Below are 16,793 nucleotides of genomic sequence, written 5' to 3' on the forward strand. Positions count from 1 at the left end.
GGGGGGGGGGGGGGGGGGGGGGGCCGGGGGGGGGCGGGCGGGGGGGGGGGGGGGGGGCCGGGGGGCCCGCCGGGCCCCCGGGGGGGGGGGGGGGGGGGGGCGGGGCCCCCCCCCCCCCCCCCCACGCCGGTCTCACGTCCGGCCCCGTCTCACTGGGCGCCGGGACGCACCAGGCCGCTCTCGTACGCGTAGACGGCGGCCTGCACGCGGTCGCGCAGGCTCAGTTTCGTCAGCACGTGGCCCACGTGCGTCTTGACCGTCGTCTCGCTCACGAACAGGTCGGCGGCGATCTCCGCGTTGGACAGACCGCGCGCCACCAGCTTCAGCACCTCCACCTCACGCTCGGTGAGGGTGTGCAGGGCGTCCGGGACGGGTTCCTCGCCCGAGGGCAGATGGTCGGCGTACTTGTCGAGCAGCCGACGGGTGATGCTCGGAGCCAGCATCGCCTCTCCCGAGGCCACCACCCGGATGGCCTGCACCAGCTCGTTGGCCGGTGCGTCCTTCAGCAGGAACCCGCTGGCGCCCGCGCGCAGCGCCTCCACCACGTACTCGTCGAGATCGAACGTCGTCAGCACCAGGACCTTCGCCGGGCCGTCCCGCCCGGGGCCCGTGATCTGGCGGGTCGCCTCGACCCCGTCCATCCGCGGCATCCGGATGTCCATGAGCACGACGTCGGGCTGCAACGCCCGCACCTGATCGATGGCCTGCAGGCCGTCCCCGGCCTCACCGACCACCGCCAGATCGCCCTCCGCCTCCAGGATCATCCGGAAACCGGTGCGCAGCAGGGGTTGATCATCGACGAGCAGGACGCGGATCGCCACGTAATCTCCTTCAAGGGCCTTCGAGGGCCACGGGCTGACCGGTCCCGGGCCGGACCGGCTCCATTCTGCCCTGCACAGCCTCCACCGCTCCGGGCGGGCGCACGGACAGCGGATAGACCGGGGGAGTCCCTCCGAATTCCGGGCAGACCGCCCGGTGGTCGCACCAGCCGCACAGCTTCGTCGGCCTCGGCCGCCACTCGCCCGTCTCGGTGGCCAGCCGGATCGCCTCCCACAGTGCCAGCAGCTTGCGCTCCACCCGCTCGAGGTCGGCGACGACGGGGTCGTACGTCAGCACGTCGCCGCTGCCCAGATAGACCAGCTGAAGCCGCCGGGGCACCACGTTCCTCAGGCGCCACACCACCAAGGCGTAGAACTTCATCTGGAACAGCGCGCCCTCCGCGTACTCCGGCCGCGGAGCCTTGCCGGTCTTGTAGTCCACGATGCGCACATCGCCCGTCGGGGTCACGTCGACGCGGTCGATCACCCCGCGCAGACGCAGCCCCGACTCCAGCTCCGTCTCGACGAACAGCTCCCGCTCGGCGGGCTCCAGCCGGGTCGGGTCCTCCAGCGAGAACCACCGTTCGACGAGCCGCTCCGCCTCGCCCAGCCACCCCGCGAGGCGCTCTCCACCCGGATCCCCCTCGAACAGCTCGGTCAGCTCGGGCTTCGACTCCAGCAGCCGGTCCCACTGGCCGGGGATCAGTGCCTTGGCCCGCGGTGGCGTCCGGTCCACCGCCGGGGCGTCGAACAGGCGCTCCAGCACCGCATGCACCAGCGTGCCCCGGGTAGCCGCCTCACTGGGCTTCTCCGGCAGCTTGTCGATGACCCGGAAGCGATACAGCAGGGGGCACTGCATGAAATCGCTCGCGCGCGACGGCGACAGGGACGAGGGTGGCTGAGGCGGGCGCGGTACGGACGTCATGTCGCAGACCCTACGGCCCGCCACCGACACCCGGCGGCATACCATCGAGGCAGAGCTCGCACACAGCATGATCGTGGTACAAGCCACCGACCGAAGGGACCCCGTGGACGAGAGCGGCGACGGCGGGCGCCCCCAGCCCGGCGCAGGGGGCGACAGCCCCGGCACCGGACCGGACAAGGGCAGGCCGCGGCGTCCGGCAGAACCGGGCGGCGGCCTCCTGATGGGCCGTCCCTTCGGCGTGCCGGTGTACGTGGCCCCCAGCTGGTTCGTCGTCGCGGCCCTGATCACCTGGGTCTTCGGCGGCCAGCTCGACCGCGTCCTGCCGGAACTCGGCGGAGCCCGCTACCTGGTCGCGCTCTTCTTCGCGATCGCGTTCTACGCCTCCGTGCTCGTCCACGAGCTCGCCCACACCGTCGTCGCCCTGAGCTACAAGCTGCCGGTGCGCCGCATCCAGCTCCAGTTCTTCGGCGGCGTCTCCGAGATCGAGAAGGAGACGGAGACCCCGGGGCGCGAGTTCGTCCTCGCCTTCGTGGGGCCCCTGCTCTCCCTCGTCCTCGGCGGGGTGTTCTACGTCCCGCTCCAGTTCGTCGAAGCGGGCACCGTGCCCAGTGTGCTGCTCGCCGGGCTCATGATCTCCAACCTCATCGTCGCCGCGTTCAACCTGCTGCCCGGCCTGCCCCTGGACGGCGGACGCATGCTCCGGGCCGTCGTCTGGAAGATCACGGGCAAGCCGATGAGCGGCACCGTCGCCGCGGCGTGGGTCGGCCGGGGCCTGGCCGTGACCGTCCTCATCGGCCTGCCCCTCCTCACCCACACCGGGGCCCTCGGCAACGCCACCAGCGAGATCAGCGGCATGGAGACCGTCACCGACGCACTCCTGGCCGCGATCCTCGCCGGCATCATCTGGACCGGCGCCGGCAACAGCCTGCGCGTGGCCCGCCTCCGCGAACACCTCCCCGACCTGCGGGCCCGCACCCTCACCCGGCGCGCCGTGCCCGTCGAGTCCGCGACCCCGCTCTCGGAGGCACTCCGCCGCGCCAACGAGGCCGGCGCCCGGGCCCTGGTCGTCGTAGACGGGCAGGGCAGCCCCAAGGGCGTCGTCCGGGAGGCCGCCATCGCGGGCGTCCCCGAACACCGCCGCCCCTGGGTCGCCGTCAGCGGCCTCGCCCAGGACCTCACCGACGGCATGAAGATCCCCGCCGAACTCGCGGGTGAGGCCCTCCTGGACCGCCTGAAGGCCACCCCGGCCACCGAGTACCTGGTCGTCGAGGACACCGGCGAGATCTACGGCGTCCTCTCCACCGCCGACGTCGAGCGCGCCTTCGTCAAGGCCATGGCCCGCCCCTCGGGCTGACGCCCCGGGAAGAGGCCCCCCGAAACACCGGTAGGCTGGTCACATGTCCGAACCGACCGGTGCCGCCCGCCGTCGCGGCCCATTCAAAGTCGGGGACCAGGTCCAGCTCACCGACCCCAAGGGACGCCACTACACCTTCACGCTCGAGGCCGGAAAGAACTTCCACACCCACAAGGGTTCTTTCCCGCACGACGAGCTGATCGGTGCTCCCGAGGGCAGTGTTGTCCGTACCACGGGAAACGTCGCCTATCTCGCGCTGCGCCCCCTGCTCCCCGACTACGTCCTGTCCATGCCCCGCGGTGCCGCCGTGGTCTATCCGAAGGACGCGGGCCAGATCCTCGCCTTCGGCGACATCTTCCCCGGCGCGCGCGTCGTCGAAGCCGGCGTCGGCTCGGGTGCGCTCAGCACCTTCCTGCTGCGCGCCATCGGCGAGCAGGGCATGCTGCACTCCTACGAGCGCCGCGAGGACTTCGCCGAGATCGCCCAGCAGAACGTCGAGCGCTACTTCGGCTCCCCGCACCCGGCCTGGCAGCTCACCGTGGGCGACCTCCAGGACAACCTCTCGGACACCGACGTCGACCGCGTCGTCCTCGACATGCTCGCCCCGTGGGAGTGCCTCGAGGCCGTCTCCAAGGCCCTGGTGCCCGGCGGCATCCTCTGCGCGTACGTGGCGACCACGACCCAGCTCTCGCGGACCGTCGAGTCCATCCGCGAGATCGGCTGCTTCGCCGAACCGCAGCCCTGGGAGTCGATGATCCGCAACTGGCACGTCGAGGGCCTGGCCGTCCGGCCCGACCACCGGATGATCGGCCACACCGGCTTCCTCGTCACCGCCCGCCGTCTCGCGGACGGCGTCGAGCCGCCGCTGCGACGCCGTCGCCCCTCCAAGGGCGCCTACGGCGAGGACTACAGCGGCCCCGGCAGCCGGAGCGGCTCCGCCGGCCGCGACTGACCCCGCACAACGCGCAGGCGCCGCCGCCGAGTTCCCGGACCGACCCGGGCCCGGCGGCGGCGCCTTCTCCGTCGGTGGCCACGACCCCGCCGTTCCCCTCCGGTGTGAGGTGTGGCACGATGCTGGCCACCCCCGCCCGCCGACGTCCGTTCGGCACCGCCTATCCAGGCCACCAGGAACCACAGGAGACATACCGCGTGCAGACCTCCGCGCTCCCGGACCTCGCGCACACCGACGCCAAACCGGTGCACTGGCTCGCCACGGCGACCGCGATGGCCGCGGTCGTCGCCGCCGCGGGACTGCTCCAGCCCGAGGCGACCACCGCCACCGCCTCGGCGTCCGAACACCGCGTCACCGCACAACACGGCAGCGCGCCCGCCGCCAAGGCGCCCGACCCGGCCGGAGTCGCCTTCCCGCTCGACTGCGGCGCAGCCGGGCAGGCGGTGGCGGACAGCGCGGCCGGGGACCTGGACGGGGACGGCGGGCCGGAGACCGTGGCCGTCGTCCGCTGTGCCGCCGGCTCCGGCACCCCGCCCAGCGGCATCTACGTCCTGACACAGCCGAGCGGGGCCGCGCCCCGGGTCGTGGCGACCCTGGTGGACCCCGCTCAGAAGCTCAACGTCACCGACTTCGGCGTACGCGACGGCCGGATCTCGGCCACCCTGCTCGGCTACTCCTCCGCGGACGTGCCGCGCTGCTGCCCCGACGAGCAGGAGAGCGCCACCTGGGAGTGGAGGGGCAACGCGTTCATCAAGTCCGCCGGCCCCGCCGGGAGCACCGCCCGGGACGCCTGAGCCGTTACTCCGCGTCCGGCCCGAAGACCTCCACGTTGTCCGAGACGCGACGTACGTGAATACAGTCGCCCGGGCACTCCTTGGCCGAGTCCACGACGTCCTGGAGCAGGGGCAGCGGCACCGGGGTGGTGGCGCCCTTGTCCTGGAGGAGCTCGTCCTCGTCGCTCTTCACGTAGGCGAGACCGTCGATGTCCAGCTCGAACACCTCGGGTGCGTACTGCACGCAGATGCCGTCGCCCGTACAGAGGTCCTGGTCGATCCAGACCTCGAGATCCTGCGTGTCACGGTCGCCCGGAGCGTCCTGCTGCACGGTCATGTGTCCTGCCGTTCCCTGCGTATCTGCACCAATTGAAGCCAGCCCTGACGGGTGTTGAACACTTCGACGATACAACCGGCTGCTTTCCGGTGCCGAAGGGTGGGTATTCCTTTGGCGTGAGGGAGAGCGCAAGGGTGAAGATCGGACAGACTCCCGGGTCTTTGTGATCTAGGGGTTTCAATCATCACCCACCCAGGTAGGGTCAGGAAGCGTCCAGCTCCCCTTGGAGGAGGTGAGGACCGTGGCAGCCCACGACGACGACATCAACCGCGGCAACCGGCCCGGGCGGGGGTCAGAAGACCCAGCCGGCCAGGTCGCCTATCTCGAGCAGGAAATCGCCGTCCTGCGACGTAAGCTCGCCGACTCTCCGCGCCATTCGAGGATTCTCGAAGAGCGGATCGTCGAGTTGCAGACCAACCTGGCAGGTGTGTCCGCACAGAACGAGCGGCTCGCCAACACACTCCGCGAGGCCCGCGACCAGATCGTGGCCCTCAAGGAGGAGGTCGACCGGCTGGCCCAGCCACCGGCAGGCTTCGGAGTCTTCCTGCAGGCGAACGAGGACGACACCTGTGACATCTTCACCGGGGGCCGCAAGCTCCGGGTGAACGTCAGCCCCAGCGTCGAGCTCGAAGGCCTGCGGCGAGGCCAGGAAGTCATGCTCAACGAAGCGCTCAACGTGGTCGAGGCCATGGAATTCGAGCGGGCCGGGGACATCGTCACCCTCAAGGAGATCCTCGAGGACGGCGAGCGCGCCCTGGTCGTCGGGCACACCGACGAGGAACGGGTGGTGAGGCTCGCCGAGCCCCTGCTGGACATCACCATCCGTCCCGGCGACGCCCTGCTGCTGGAACCCAGGTCCGGCTACGTCTACGAAGTGGTTCCCAAGAGCGAGGTCGAGGAGCTCGTCCTCGAAGAGGTCCCGGACATCGACTACAACAAGATCGGTGGTCTGGGCGACCAGATCGAACTGATCCGCGACGCGGTCGAGCTCCCGTACCTCCACCCGGACCTCTTCAGGGAACACGAACTCCGGCCACCTAAGGGCATCCTGCTCTACGGCCCTCCGGGCTGCGGCAAGACACTCATCGCCAAGGCCGTCGCCAACTCGCTCGCCAAGAAGGTCGCCGAGGTCACCGGGCAGCCCGCGGGGAAGAGCTACTTCCTCAACATCAAGGGTCCCGAGCTCCTCAACAAGTACGTCGGTGAGACCGAGCGGCACATCCGCCTCGTCTTCCAGCGCGCCCGGGAGAAGGCGAGCGAGGGTACCCCCGTCATCGTCTTCTTCGACGAGATGGAATCCCTCTTCCGCACCCGTGGTTCCGGTGTCAGCTCGGACGTGGAGAACACCATCGTTCCGCAGCTGCTCGCCGAGATCGACGGCGTGGAGGGGCTGGAGAACGTCATCGTCATCGGTGCCTCCAACCGTGAGGACATGATCGACCCCGCGATCCTGCGACCCGGCCGTCTCGACGTGAAGATCAAGATCGAGCGTCCGGACGCGGAGGCCGCGAAGGACATCTTCGCGAAGTACCTCACGCCGTCGCTGCCGCTGCACTCGGACGACCTGGCCGAGCACACCGGCTCGAAGGAGGCCGCCGCCCACGCGATGATCCAGTCCGTCGTGGAGCGGATGTACACGGAATCCGAGGAGAACCGCTTCCTCGAGGTCACCTACGCGAACGGCGACAAGGAAGTCCTGTACTTCAAGGACTTCAACTCCGGAGCGATGATTCAGAACATCGTGGACCGGGCAAAGAAAATGGCCATCAAGGCATTCCTCGAGCAGGGCCAGAAGGGCCTGCGCGTCTCCCACCTCCTCCAGGCCTGCGTGGACGAGTTCAAGGAGAACGAGGACCTGCCCAACACCACCAACCCGGACGACTGGGCCAGGATTTCCGGGAAGAAGGGTGAGCGGATCGTGTTCATCCGCACACTCGTCACCGGAAAGCAGGGCGCAGACACCGGTCGGTCCATCGACACGGTGGCAAATACCGGACAGTACCTGTAAAACGCAGACCGGCTGCGGATGCCCGGCAGGGTATCCGCAGCCGGCCGTTTTCCCCGGCAGGTCCGGCCACACCCGAACAATGACGCAATTGATCTCCCCACCGGCGCAGCGGCGCTCTAGGCTCTGCATTACCGCCGAGTCGCGCAGTGCGGGGACGGGCACCGCGGACCAGCAGCGGTACTTGAGCGCCGCTCCCGGAGGGGAGCGCCGCCGGGCAAGGAGGGCCGCATGACCGTACGGCGAGTGATGGGCATCGAGACGGAGTACGGGATCTCCGTCCCCGGTCAGCCCAACGCCAATGCCATGCTCACCTCGTCCCAGATCGTCAACGCCTACGCGGCGGCGATGCACCGGGCGCGCCGCGCCCGCTGGGATTTCGAGGAGGAGAATCCGCTGCGCGACGCGCGAGGCTTCGACCTCGCCCGTGAGACCGCCGACTCCAGTCAGCTCACCGACGAGGACATCGGCCTGGCCAATGTCATCCTCACCAACGGTGCGCGGCTGTACGTCGACCACGCGCACCCTGAGTACAGCTCACCCGAGATCACCAATCCGCTGGACGCGGTGCTCTGGGACAAGGCCGGGGAGCGGGTGATGGCGGAAGCGGCCGAGCGGGCCGCCGCGATCCCCGGGGCCCAGCCGATCCACCTCTACAAGAACAACACCGACAACAAGGGCGCGTCCTACGGCACACACGAGAACTACCTGATGAAGAGGGAAACCCCCTTCTCGGACATCGTGCGCCATCTGACGCCGTTCTTCGTCTCCCGGCAGGTCGTCACCGGCGCGGGCCGGGTCGGGATCGGCCAGGACGGCCACGAGCACGGCTTCCAGATCAGTCAGCGCGCCGACTACTTCGAGGTCGAGGTCGGCCTCGAGACCACGCTCAAGCGCCCCATCATCAACACCCGCGACGAACCACACTCCGACGCGGAGAAGTACCGCCGGCTGCACGTGATCATCGGTGACGCCAACCTTTCCGAGATCTCGACCTATCTGAAGCTCGGCACCACCTCGCTGGTCCTCGCGATGATCGAGGACGGCTTCATCAACGTCGACCTGGCGGTGGACCAGCCGGTCCGCACCCTGCACCAGGTCTCGCACGACCCGACGCTCAAGCAGCTCGTCACGCTCCGCAGCGGTCGGACACTCACCGCTGTGCAGCTCCAGATGGAGTACTTCGAGCTGGGCCGCAAATACGTCGAGGAGCGGTACGGGGCGGACGCCGACGAGCAGACCAAGGATGTCCTGGCCCGCTGGGAGGACACCCTGAACCGCCTGGAGAGCGACCCGATGAGCCTTTCGGGCGAGCTGGACTGGATCGCCAAGCGGGAGCTCATGGAGGGCTACCGGCGCCGCGACAACCTGGACTGGGACGCCCCGCGCCTGCACCTGGTGGACCTCCAGTACGCAGACGTCCGGGCCGACAAGGGCCTGTACAACCGGCTGGCAGCCCGCGGGAAGATCAAGCGGCTGCTGGACGAGGCCGACGTCGAGCGGGCCCGCACGAAGCCTCCGGAGGACACCAGGGCCTATTTCCGGGGCCGCTGCCTGGAGCAGTACGCGGACGACGTCGCCGCGGCCTCCTGGGACTCGGTCATCTTCGACCTGCCCGACCGTGACTCCCTGCAGCGGGTGCCCACCATGGAACCGCTGCGGGGCACACGCGCTCACGTCAAGGAGCTCCTGGACCGCTGCCGCACGGCGGAAGAGCTGGTCCGGACGCTCACGGGGGCCTGAAAGGGGCCCCGGCTGGGAATCAATCAGATGACCTCCGGACGTTGAGGAAAGTACCGGGCCAATGTCGGACCCCGTGGGTAGGGTCTGATCAAGTGCTTCGAACCGAGCGGGGTGAGCTAGATGGCGACCAAGGACACCGGCGGCGGACAGCAGAAGGCGACACGCTCCACCGAGGAGACCGAGGAGCAGGCGCAGGACGCGCAGGCGTCCGAGGACCTGCAGGAGCGGCAGGAGAAGCTCAGCGACGACGTCGACGACGTCCTCGACGAGATCGACGACGTACTCGAGTCCAATGCCGAGGATTTCGTACGCTCGTTCGTCCAAAAGGGTGGCGAGTAGCGGTCGGCGACCGGGACCGCCGGCCGTCGGCCGGTGCCGTCGGTCGGCGCCCTCCGGGGGATGCCTTCGTCCGTACACGGGCGTCCCGCGGAGGGCGCTTCCGCAGCCGGGATCATGTTGATCACCGTCACAGTGCGGGTAGGGTCCGTGGCGTAGTGCTTCAACTGCAATTCGGCCATCGGCAAGTTGGGGATGATCCTGACTCCTTGCGCAGGGCCATCGCATACCTGGAGGGAAACGCGTGGAAGCCAACACTCGTAGCACCGGGCGTCTACCAGCTGCTTTCCTGACGCCGGGTTCGTCATCGTTCATGGACTTCCTGTCCGACCACTCACCCGAGATCCTTCCCGGCAACCGCAGCCTGCCGCCGTTGCAGGGCGCCATCGAGGCGCCGCACGGCACCACGATCGTCGCGGCCTCGTTCCCCGGCGGGGTCGTGCTCGCCGGTGACCGGCGGGCGACCATGGGAAACATGATCGCGCAGCGCGACATCGAGAAGGTGTTCCCGGCCGACGAGTACTCGGCCGTGGGGATCGCCGGCACGGCGGGGCTCGCCGTGGAGATGGTCAAGCTGTTCCAGCTCGAGCTGGAGCACTTCGAGAAGGTCGAGGGTGCCACGCTCTCCCTGGAGGGCAAGGCCAACCGGCTCTCGACGATGATCCGCAGCAACCTGGCGATGGCCATGCAGGGTCTGGCGGTCGTCCCGCTCTTCGCCGGGTACGACGTCGACCGCGAGAAGGGCCGGATCTTCTCCTACGACGTCACGGGCGGGCGTTCCGAGGAACACGGTTACGCGGCCACCGGCTCGGGCTCCGTCTTCGCGCGGGGGTCGATGAAGAAGCTGTACCGCGGCGACCTGACGGAGGAGCAGACACTCACCCTGGTCGTGCAGGCGCTGTACGACGCGGCGGACGACGACTCGGCGACCGGTGGCCCGGACGTGGCCCGCCGGATCTATCCGATCGTCACCGTCATCACCGATGAGGGCTTCCGCAAGCTGGACGACACGGAATCCTCGGAGATCGCACGCGCGATCCTGGAGCGCCGGCTCGAGCAGCCCGACGGCCCCCGCGCCGCGCTGCTCTGACCGGCCCGATGCTTCTCCGATGCACTCGTCACTGACAGAAAGGGACGGATAGCCGGTGTCGACGCCGTTCTATGTCTCACCTCAGCAGGCCATGGCCGACCGGGCGGAATACGCCCGGAAGGGCATCGCCCGTGGTCGCAGCCTGGTTGTGCTGCAGTTCGCCGACGGCATTGTGTTCGTCGGCGAGAACCCGTCCCGTGCGCTGCACAAGTTCAGCGAGATCTACGACCGGATCGGCTTCGCCGCCGCCGGCAAGTACAACGAGTACGAGAACCTCCGCATCGGCGGTGTCCGCTACGCGGATCTGCGTGGATACACCTACGACCGTGACGATGTGACGGCACGTGGGCTGGCCAACGTCTACGCGCAGACGCTGGGCACCATCTTCTCCAGCGCGGCCGAGAAGCCGTACGAGGTGGAGCTGGTGGTGGCCGAGGTCGGCGCCGGGCCCGAGGGCGACCAGATCTACCGGCTGCCGCACGACGGGTCGATCGTGGACGAGCACGGCTCGGTCGCGGTCGGCGGGAACGCCGAGCAGATCAGCACCTTCCTGGACCAGCGCCACCGTGACGGGATGTCGCTCGCCGAGGCGCTGAAGCTGGCTGTACAGGCGCTGTCCCGCGAGGCCAACGGAAACGAGCGGGAGATCCCCGCCGAGCGGCTCGAGGTCGCGGTCCTCGACCGGACGAGGCCGCAGCAGCGCAAGTTCAAGCGGATCGTCGGCCGGCAGCTGAGCAGGCTGCTGGACGCGGACGGCGCCGGGGCGACCCCGACGGACGCTCCCTCCGACGCCGAGGAGCCCGAAGGCGGCAGCAAGCCGGCCGCCGGTACCGATACGCCCGCGAAGGATGCCGACGCTCCTGACGAGGGCGCGGGCGGGGCAACGAAGGAGTAGCGGACTCCGGCAGTGCTGTCAGGGTGCCCCCGGCCAAGCGGCCGGGGGCACCCTCATGCGGTGGGCGGGGGCGCGGTGGAACCCCGCACCACCAGGTGGACGGGGAGATCGGGGTGCTCGGCGGGGCGGCCCTCCAGGACGTCGAGCAGGGCCGCCATGCCCCTCTCGCCGACCTGTTCGGCCGGGAGCCGCACCGTGGTCAGTTCCGGTTCCACCGCCGTGGCGAGCGCCAGGTCGTCGAAGCCCGTCACGGAGATGTCGTCGGGAACCCGGAGACCCCGCCTGCGCACCGCCTTGCAGGCACCGGCTGCCAGGATGTCGTCGTCACAGACGATGGCCGTGGGCGGTGGGCCCGAGGCGAGGGCCTTCTCCGCCGCCTCGCGCCCGGCCCGCACGTCCAGCGGGGCCCTCACGGTGCGCAGGGCGGTGCCGGGGACGTCCCGTACGGCCTCCCGCAGAGCCCGGGCGCGCACCGCGAAGGTCCAGGTGTCCACGGCGGACGCGAGGTGCACGATCCGGCGATGGCCAAGGCCCAGCAGATGGTCCGTAACCTGGCGCATGCCGTCCGCGATGTCGAGGTTCACGCGTGCCGCGGCCCCGTGGCCCTCGGGGTCGCTGTCCAGCATCACCAGTGGCAGGTCCGCGCCCCGCAGCGCGCCCAGGGCGTCCGCCGCCATCGACGAGGCGATGACGCCGTCGAGCGCCGCGCGTGCCGAGGCGAACGGGTCCCTCGCGGGGCCGGTGCCGTCGGGGGAGGGGTAGAGGACCACTCCGAAGTCGTGCTCGGCGGCGACGGCCGCGGCGCCCGTGTACACGCGGGCGAAGAACTCGTTGGTGAGCGCGGGGACGACGAGCAGGGCGGTGCGGGTGCGGCCCAGCCGGAGACTGCGGGCGGCGAGATTCGGCCGGTAGCCGAGGTCACGGGCGCTGTCACGGACCCGCTCGGCGGTCCCCGCCGACACCCGCCCACGCCATTTGTCGCCGAGCACGAGCGACACCGTGGCCTGCGACACGCCCGCGGACCGTGCCACGTCACGGCTGGTGGGCCGGGGTGGGGCGGGCTGCCGGGCGCTGCTCACTCGTGCCTCCGTTGCTGGACCGGTCGGACGCGGCGGGATGGACTGCCGGGATGCCCACATGGTACGTATGAACACTGACGTTATACGTAAAACCCCGGGACTGCTGCACCGTCGGGGGAGAGGGGCGGACATGGCCGCGGGATATATGGACATCCTCCGGGCGCGGCATGCCGCCCGGCTGCTGGCGGGAACACTGGTGGGGCGACTGCCGAACGGAACCGCCCACATCGCGATCGTCCTGTTCACCCGGGCGGAGGGCGGCAGCTACACGCTGGCCGGTGCCCTCGCGGCGGCCTACGGCCTCGCCACGGCGGTGGGACAGCCGCTGCTGGGCCGGGCCGTGGACCTGTACGGGCAGCCGCGTGTCCAACTCCCCGCGGCGGTCGTGTCCGCGCTGGGCATGGCCGCACTCGCCCTGGCGGGCCTCGGTTCGCTCCCGGTCGCGTACGCGGCGGTCGTCGTGGCAGGCGTGTCCACGCCCCCGCTGGAGGGTGGTCTGCGTGCCCTGTGGCCGACGGTCCTCGGCCGGGAGGACCGGGTGCACCGGGCGTACGCCATGGACGCGGTGGCCCAGGAGATCATGTTCACGGTGGGGCCGCTCCTGGTGACGGTCCTGGTGTCGCTCCGGTCGCCGGCCGCCGCCCTCCTGGTCATCAACGCCATCGGCGTCCTGGGAGCCCTGTCCGTCGTCCTGTCCGAGCCCTCCAGGGCGTGGCGTTCGGCGCCCCGTGAAGCCCACTGGCTCGGCGCCCTGCGCTCCCCGGGGCTGCTCGCGCTGCTCGGCGCCTTCTTCTTCGTCGGGCTCGCGCTCGGCTCGATCACCGTGGCCGGTGTGGCGTACGCCGACGACCACGGTCAGGAGTCCGTGTACGGCTGGCTGATGGCCGCCCTCGGACTCGGCGCACTCATCGGCGGCGGGGTGTACGGCGCACGGGAGTGGGCCGGGGCACCCGAGCGCAGGCTGCGGGTCATCGTCGCCCTGCTGGCCCTGGGCTACCTGCCGCTGATGCTGACGCCCGGTGTGCCCGCGATGACCGCGCTGGCGGCACTGGCCGGAGTGTTCCTGGCACCGGCGATCGCCTGCTCGTTCATCGTCGTGGACCGGCACGCGCCGCGGGGCACGGTGACCGAGGCGTTCTCCTGGCTCGTGACGACCTTCGGGGTGGGTGCGGCGGCAGGAACGGCGGTGGCGGGCCCGGCCGTCGAGATCGGCGGCACGGCGTGGAGTTTCGCCGTCGCCGGGGCCGGGGGAGTGGCCGCGTTGCTGGTCCTGCTGGCCACCGGAAGGGTCCTCGCAGCTCCCGGGCGTACGCCCGCAGTTGTGGCCGGTTTTGAAAATGATCGAAACGGTGCTGCCGAACCCGGTTTCAGCTCAGGCCATAAGGCGTAATGTTCAGTCATGGACCGCCGCATTTTCGGGCTGGAGAACGAGTACGGCGTCACGTGCACGTTCAGGGGACAGCGCCGACTGTCACCTGACGAAGTGGCGCGCTACCTCTTCCGCCGTGTTGTGTCATGGGGCCGCAGCAGCAATGTCTTCCTGCGGAACGGCGCCCGCCTCTACCTCGACGTGGGATCGCATCCGGAATACGCGACACCCGAATGCGACAACGTGACCGAACTGGTCACGCACGACAAGGCGGGCGAGCGCATTCTCGAAGGCCTGCTCGTCGACGCCGAACGCCGCCTGCACGAGGAGGGAATCGCAGGCGACGTCTATCTCTTCAAGAACAACACCGACTCGGCTGGAAACTCCTACGGATGTCACGAGAACTACCTCGTGGCCCGGCACGGAGAATTCTCCCGGCTCGCGGACATCCTCATTCCGTTCCTCGTCACCCGTCAGCTGATCTGCGGTGCCGGCAAGGTGCTGCAGACGCCGCGCGGAGCCGTCTACTGCGTGAGCCAGCGGGCCGAACACATCTGGGAGGGCGTCAGTTCCGCGACGACGCGCTCGCGTCCGATCATCAACACCCGGGACGAACCGCACGCCGACGCGGAGCGGTACCGCCGGCTCCACGTCATCGTCGGTGACTCCAACATGTCCGAGACGACCATGCTCCTCAAGGTCGGCGCCACCGACCTCGTGCTGCGCATGATCGAGGCGGGCACGGTGATGCGCGACCTGACCCTGGAGAACCCGATCCGGGCCATCCGCGAGGTCAGCCACGACATCACCGGACAGCGGAAGGTGCGTCTGGCCAGCGGCCGTGAGGCATCGGCCATCGAGGTGCAGCGCGAGTACTACGAGAAGGCCGTCGACTTCGTCGAGCGCCGTGGCATCCGCACCGGCACCGTCGACCAGGTCCTCGAGCTGTGGGGCCGCACGCTGGACGCGATCGAGGCCGAGGACCTCGACCGCATCGGCACCGAGATCGACTGGGTCATGAAGTACAAGCTCATCGAGCGGTACCGGGCCAAGAACAACATGACCATGTCGAATCCGCGAGTCGCCCAGATAGACCTCGCCTACCACGACATCCACCGGCGCCGCGGGCTCTACTACCTCCTGGAGCGCAAGGGGCAGGCCGCCCGCATCTGCAACGACCTCAAGATCTTCGAGGGCAAATCGGTGCCCCCGCAGACGACCAGGGCGCGGCTGCGCGGCGATTTCATCCGCCGGGCGCAGGAACAGCGGCGGGACTTCACCGTCGACTGGGTCCACCTCAAGCTCAACGACCAGGCGCAGCGCACCGTGCTCTGCAAGGACCCCTTCCGTTCCGTGGACGAGCGGGTGGAGAAGCTGATCGCGGGCATGTGAGTGCCGGGAAGCCACCTCGGCAGCCGATTTCCGCCGAGGGGGCCGAAACGGTGTCCTTTCGATCTCCCGACTCCTGGTGCGGCCACTGAGGGAAGCGGGCCCGCCTGCGAAAAGGGGCTCACTGTACGCCGGGGTGAACCTGTCCCGGCGTACAGCTGTGTCGGTACTCGTGATGCCGCTGGGACGAAGTCGTAGAGTGGCGGGAGTGCCCGGAGCCCCCTACTCGCGAGTTGGACTGATGAACCCCACGAAAACTGCCCGGCGAGCCGCCGCCGTACTGGTTGTGCCCGCTCTGCTGTTCACCGCCGCCTGCGGGTCCGACGCCAAGGACGACGACGCACCGAAGTCGGGGACCGTCGCCAAGGTGTCCGGGAAGTTCGGCGCCGAGCCCAAGATCGAGGTGCCCAAGGGCGCCAAGGTGTCCGACAAGGTCGCCGTGGACGACGTCTCCGCAGGTGACGGTGCCGAGGTGAAGAAGGGCGACATCGTCCGCCTGGACTTCGCCGGCAACATCGAGGCGCTCGGTTCCACCTGGGCCGAGCGTCAGGGCGCCGACCCGAAGGCCCCCCGTGCGCAGGTCGTGCAGGAGATCGGCCAGCAGGGGCAGATGCTGCCGACCAAGGTCGCTGACGCGTTGACCGGCCACAAGGTCGGCAGCCGTGTCCAGGTCGAGGGCACGGCCGAGACGATCGTCGGCGACCAGCTGAACCCGCAGTCCGGGATCAAGCCCACCGATCCGCTGATCTGGGTCGTCGACATCGTGAACGCCAAGAAGGTCGACAAGAAGGCCGAGGCGAAGGGCACGCAGGCCGCGAGCGAGCCCGGCACGCCCGAGGTGAAGGCCCAGCCGCAGAAGGCCGCGACGATCACCGTTCCCAAGGGTGAGAAGGCGCCGAAGGACCTTCAGGAGCAGGTGCTGATCAAGGGCGACGGCGCCGAGGTCAAGGCCGGACAGGGCCTGGTCGTCCAGTACACGGGTGTGAAGTGGGAGGACGGCAAGAAGTTCGACTCCTCCTGGGACCACGGTGGCGCGAGCGCCTTCCCGATCGGCGTCGGCGGAGTCATCTCCGGCTGGGACAAGGGACTGGTCGGCAAGCACGTCGGCGACCGCGTCCTGCTGACCATTCCGCCGGGCCAGGCCTACGGTGCCGATCCGTCGAACGAGCTGGCCAAGAACAACCTGGTCTTCGTCGTCGACATCCTCGGCGCTGTCTGAGCGGTGGCGTGAGCCGTGCGAGACTCGTGCGGTTGTCCCCAAGATTTTTTTAGGAGCGATTCAGTGAGCATCGAGAAGCCCGAGATCGACTTCCCGGGTGGCGAGCCGCCGGCCGACCTCGAGATCAAGGAGATCTGGGAGGGCGACGGACCTGTGGCCCAGGCGGGTCAGACCGTCTCCGTGCACTACGTCGGTGTGGCCTTCTCCACCGGCGAGGAGTTCGACGCCTCGTGGAACCGCGGCACGCCGCTTCAGTTCCAGCTCGGTGCCGGCCAGGTCATCGCCGGCTGGGACAAGGGTGTCCAGGGCATGAAGGTCGGCGGCCGTCGCCAGCTGACCATCCCCGCGCACCTCGCCTACGGCGACCGCGGCGCGGGTGGCGGCGCCATCGCCCCGGGCGAGACGCTGATCTTCGTCTGCGACCTCGTCGGCGTCTGATCCGTCCGTCCACAGCAGTCAGGGCCCGTGCCGCGAGGCACGGGCCCTCGCTTTGGCCCGGACACCCCGGG

16 protein-coding genes and 1 pseudogene are annotated in these 16,793 nt (G+C 69.6%); 13 read left to right on the forward strand and 4 right to left on the reverse strand.

Annotated elements, in window-relative coordinates; genetic code table 11:
- Positions 1–149: 149 nt before the first annotated feature.
- Complete coding sequence (locus JOC24_RS20415) at positions 150–821, reverse strand: response regulator (RefSeq protein WP_205021791.1); 672 nt, start codon at positions 819–821, stop codon at positions 150–152.
- 10 nt (positions 822–831) lie between these two features.
- The gene (locus tag JOC24_RS20420; RefSeq protein ID WP_239580773.1) at positions 832–1,677 is read right to left on the reverse strand and encodes a RecB family exonuclease; all 846 of its coding nucleotides are present in this window, start codon (positions 1,675–1,677) and stop codon (positions 832–834) included.
- 169 nt (positions 1,678–1,846) lie between these two features.
- On the opposite strand from JOC24_RS20420, the gene JOC24_RS20425 reads away from it, so the two are divergent.
- From JOC24_RS20425 to JOC24_RS20435, 3 genes are all read left to right on the forward strand, one after another.
- Entirely contained in the window at positions 1,847–3,097 is a 1,251-nt protein-coding gene (locus JOC24_RS20425; protein ID WP_205022042.1) for a site-2 protease family protein, read from the forward strand.
- A gap of 43 nt (positions 3,098–3,140) precedes the next feature.
- Positions 3,141–4,049, forward strand: a complete 909-nt coding sequence (locus JOC24_RS20430; RefSeq protein ID WP_205021793.1) for a tRNA (adenine-N1)-methyltransferase — start codon at positions 3,141–3,143, stop codon at positions 4,047–4,049.
- 197 nt (positions 4,050–4,246) lie between these two features.
- Positions 4,247–4,843 (forward strand): hypothetical protein, encoded by a 597-nt coding sequence (locus tag JOC24_RS20435; protein WP_205022043.1) that lies wholly within the window; start codon positions 4,247–4,249, stop codon positions 4,841–4,843.
- Between the two features lie 4 nt (positions 4,844–4,847).
- Here JOC24_RS20435 and JOC24_RS20440 read toward each other — a convergent pair whose 3' ends face one another.
- Complete coding sequence (locus JOC24_RS20440; RefSeq protein WP_205021794.1) at positions 4,848–5,159, reverse strand: ferredoxin; 312 nt, start codon at positions 5,157–5,159, stop codon at positions 4,848–4,850.
- Between the two features lie 241 nt (positions 5,160–5,400).
- On the opposite strand from JOC24_RS20440, the gene arc reads away from it, so the two are divergent.
- The 6 genes and pseudogenes from arc to prcA all read left to right on the forward strand — a co-directional run bounded on the left by arc (position 5,401) and on the right by prcA (position 11,228).
- Positions 5,401–7,167 (forward strand): proteasome ATPase, encoded by a 1,767-nt coding sequence (gene arc, locus JOC24_RS20445; RefSeq protein WP_205021795.1) that lies wholly within the window; start codon positions 5,401–5,403, stop codon positions 7,165–7,167.
- Between the two features lie 228 nt (positions 7,168–7,395).
- A complete protein-coding gene (dop, locus tag JOC24_RS20450; RefSeq protein WP_205021796.1) occupies positions 7,396–8,907 on the forward strand; it encodes a depupylase/deamidase Dop in 1,512 nt (503 codons plus the stop codon).
- Between the two features lie 120 nt (positions 8,908–9,027).
- The gene (locus tag JOC24_RS20455; protein WP_205021797.1) at positions 9,028–9,246 is read left to right on the forward strand and encodes a ubiquitin-like protein Pup; all 219 of its coding nucleotides are present in this window, start codon (positions 9,028–9,030) and stop codon (positions 9,244–9,246) included.
- A gap of 113 nt (positions 9,247–9,359) precedes the next feature.
- A pseudogene (locus tag JOC24_RS34250) lies at positions 9,360–9,536 on the forward strand (endonuclease domain-containing protein); the annotation flags it as partial.
- Entirely contained in the window at positions 9,488–10,333 is an 846-nt protein-coding gene (gene prcB / locus JOC24_RS20460; RefSeq protein ID WP_205021798.1) for a proteasome subunit beta, read from the forward strand. The pseudogene JOC24_RS34250 and the gene prcB, both read left to right, overlap by 49 nt.
- A gap of 55 nt (positions 10,334–10,388) precedes the next feature.
- Positions 10,389–11,228: a proteasome subunit alpha gene (gene prcA, locus JOC24_RS20465; RefSeq protein ID WP_205021799.1), complete on the forward strand. Its 840-nt coding sequence runs from the start codon at positions 10,389–10,391 to the stop codon at positions 11,226–11,228.
- A 53-nt stretch (positions 11,229–11,281) separates the two neighbouring features.
- Here prcA and JOC24_RS20470 read toward each other — a convergent pair whose 3' ends face one another.
- A complete protein-coding gene (locus JOC24_RS20470) occupies positions 11,282–12,307 on the reverse strand; it encodes a LacI family DNA-binding transcriptional regulator (protein WP_205021800.1) in 1,026 nt (341 codons plus the stop codon).
- A 130-nt stretch (positions 12,308–12,437) separates the two neighbouring features.
- Between JOC24_RS20470 and JOC24_RS20475 the strand changes: the two genes are divergently transcribed.
- The 4 genes from JOC24_RS20475 (at position 12,438) to JOC24_RS20490 (ending at position 16,722) form a co-directional block, all read left to right on the forward strand.
- Positions 12,438–13,697: an MFS transporter gene (locus tag JOC24_RS20475; RefSeq protein WP_205021801.1), complete on the forward strand. Its 1,260-nt coding sequence runs from the start codon at positions 12,438–12,440 to the stop codon at positions 13,695–13,697.
- A 9-nt stretch (positions 13,698–13,706) separates the two neighbouring features.
- Complete coding sequence (gene pafA / locus JOC24_RS20480; RefSeq protein ID WP_205021802.1) at positions 13,707–15,068, forward strand: Pup--protein ligase; 1,362 nt, start codon at positions 13,707–13,709, stop codon at positions 15,066–15,068.
- A gap of 238 nt (positions 15,069–15,306) precedes the next feature.
- The gene (locus JOC24_RS20485; RefSeq protein ID WP_205021803.1) at positions 15,307–16,284 is read left to right on the forward strand and encodes an FKBP-type peptidyl-prolyl cis-trans isomerase; all 978 of its coding nucleotides are present in this window, start codon (positions 15,307–15,309) and stop codon (positions 16,282–16,284) included.
- A 63-nt stretch (positions 16,285–16,347) separates the two neighbouring features.
- Positions 16,348–16,722 (forward strand): FKBP-type peptidyl-prolyl cis-trans isomerase, encoded by a 375-nt coding sequence (locus tag JOC24_RS20490; RefSeq protein WP_031099446.1) that lies wholly within the window; start codon positions 16,348–16,350, stop codon positions 16,720–16,722.
- Positions 16,723–16,793: the final 71 nt, after the last annotated feature.

Origin of the sequence: Streptomyces sp. HB132 (assembly GCF_016909575.1) — a bacterium.
In the GTDB taxonomy this organism is placed as follows: domain Bacteria; phylum Actinomycetota; class Actinomycetes; order Streptomycetales; family Streptomycetaceae; genus Streptomyces.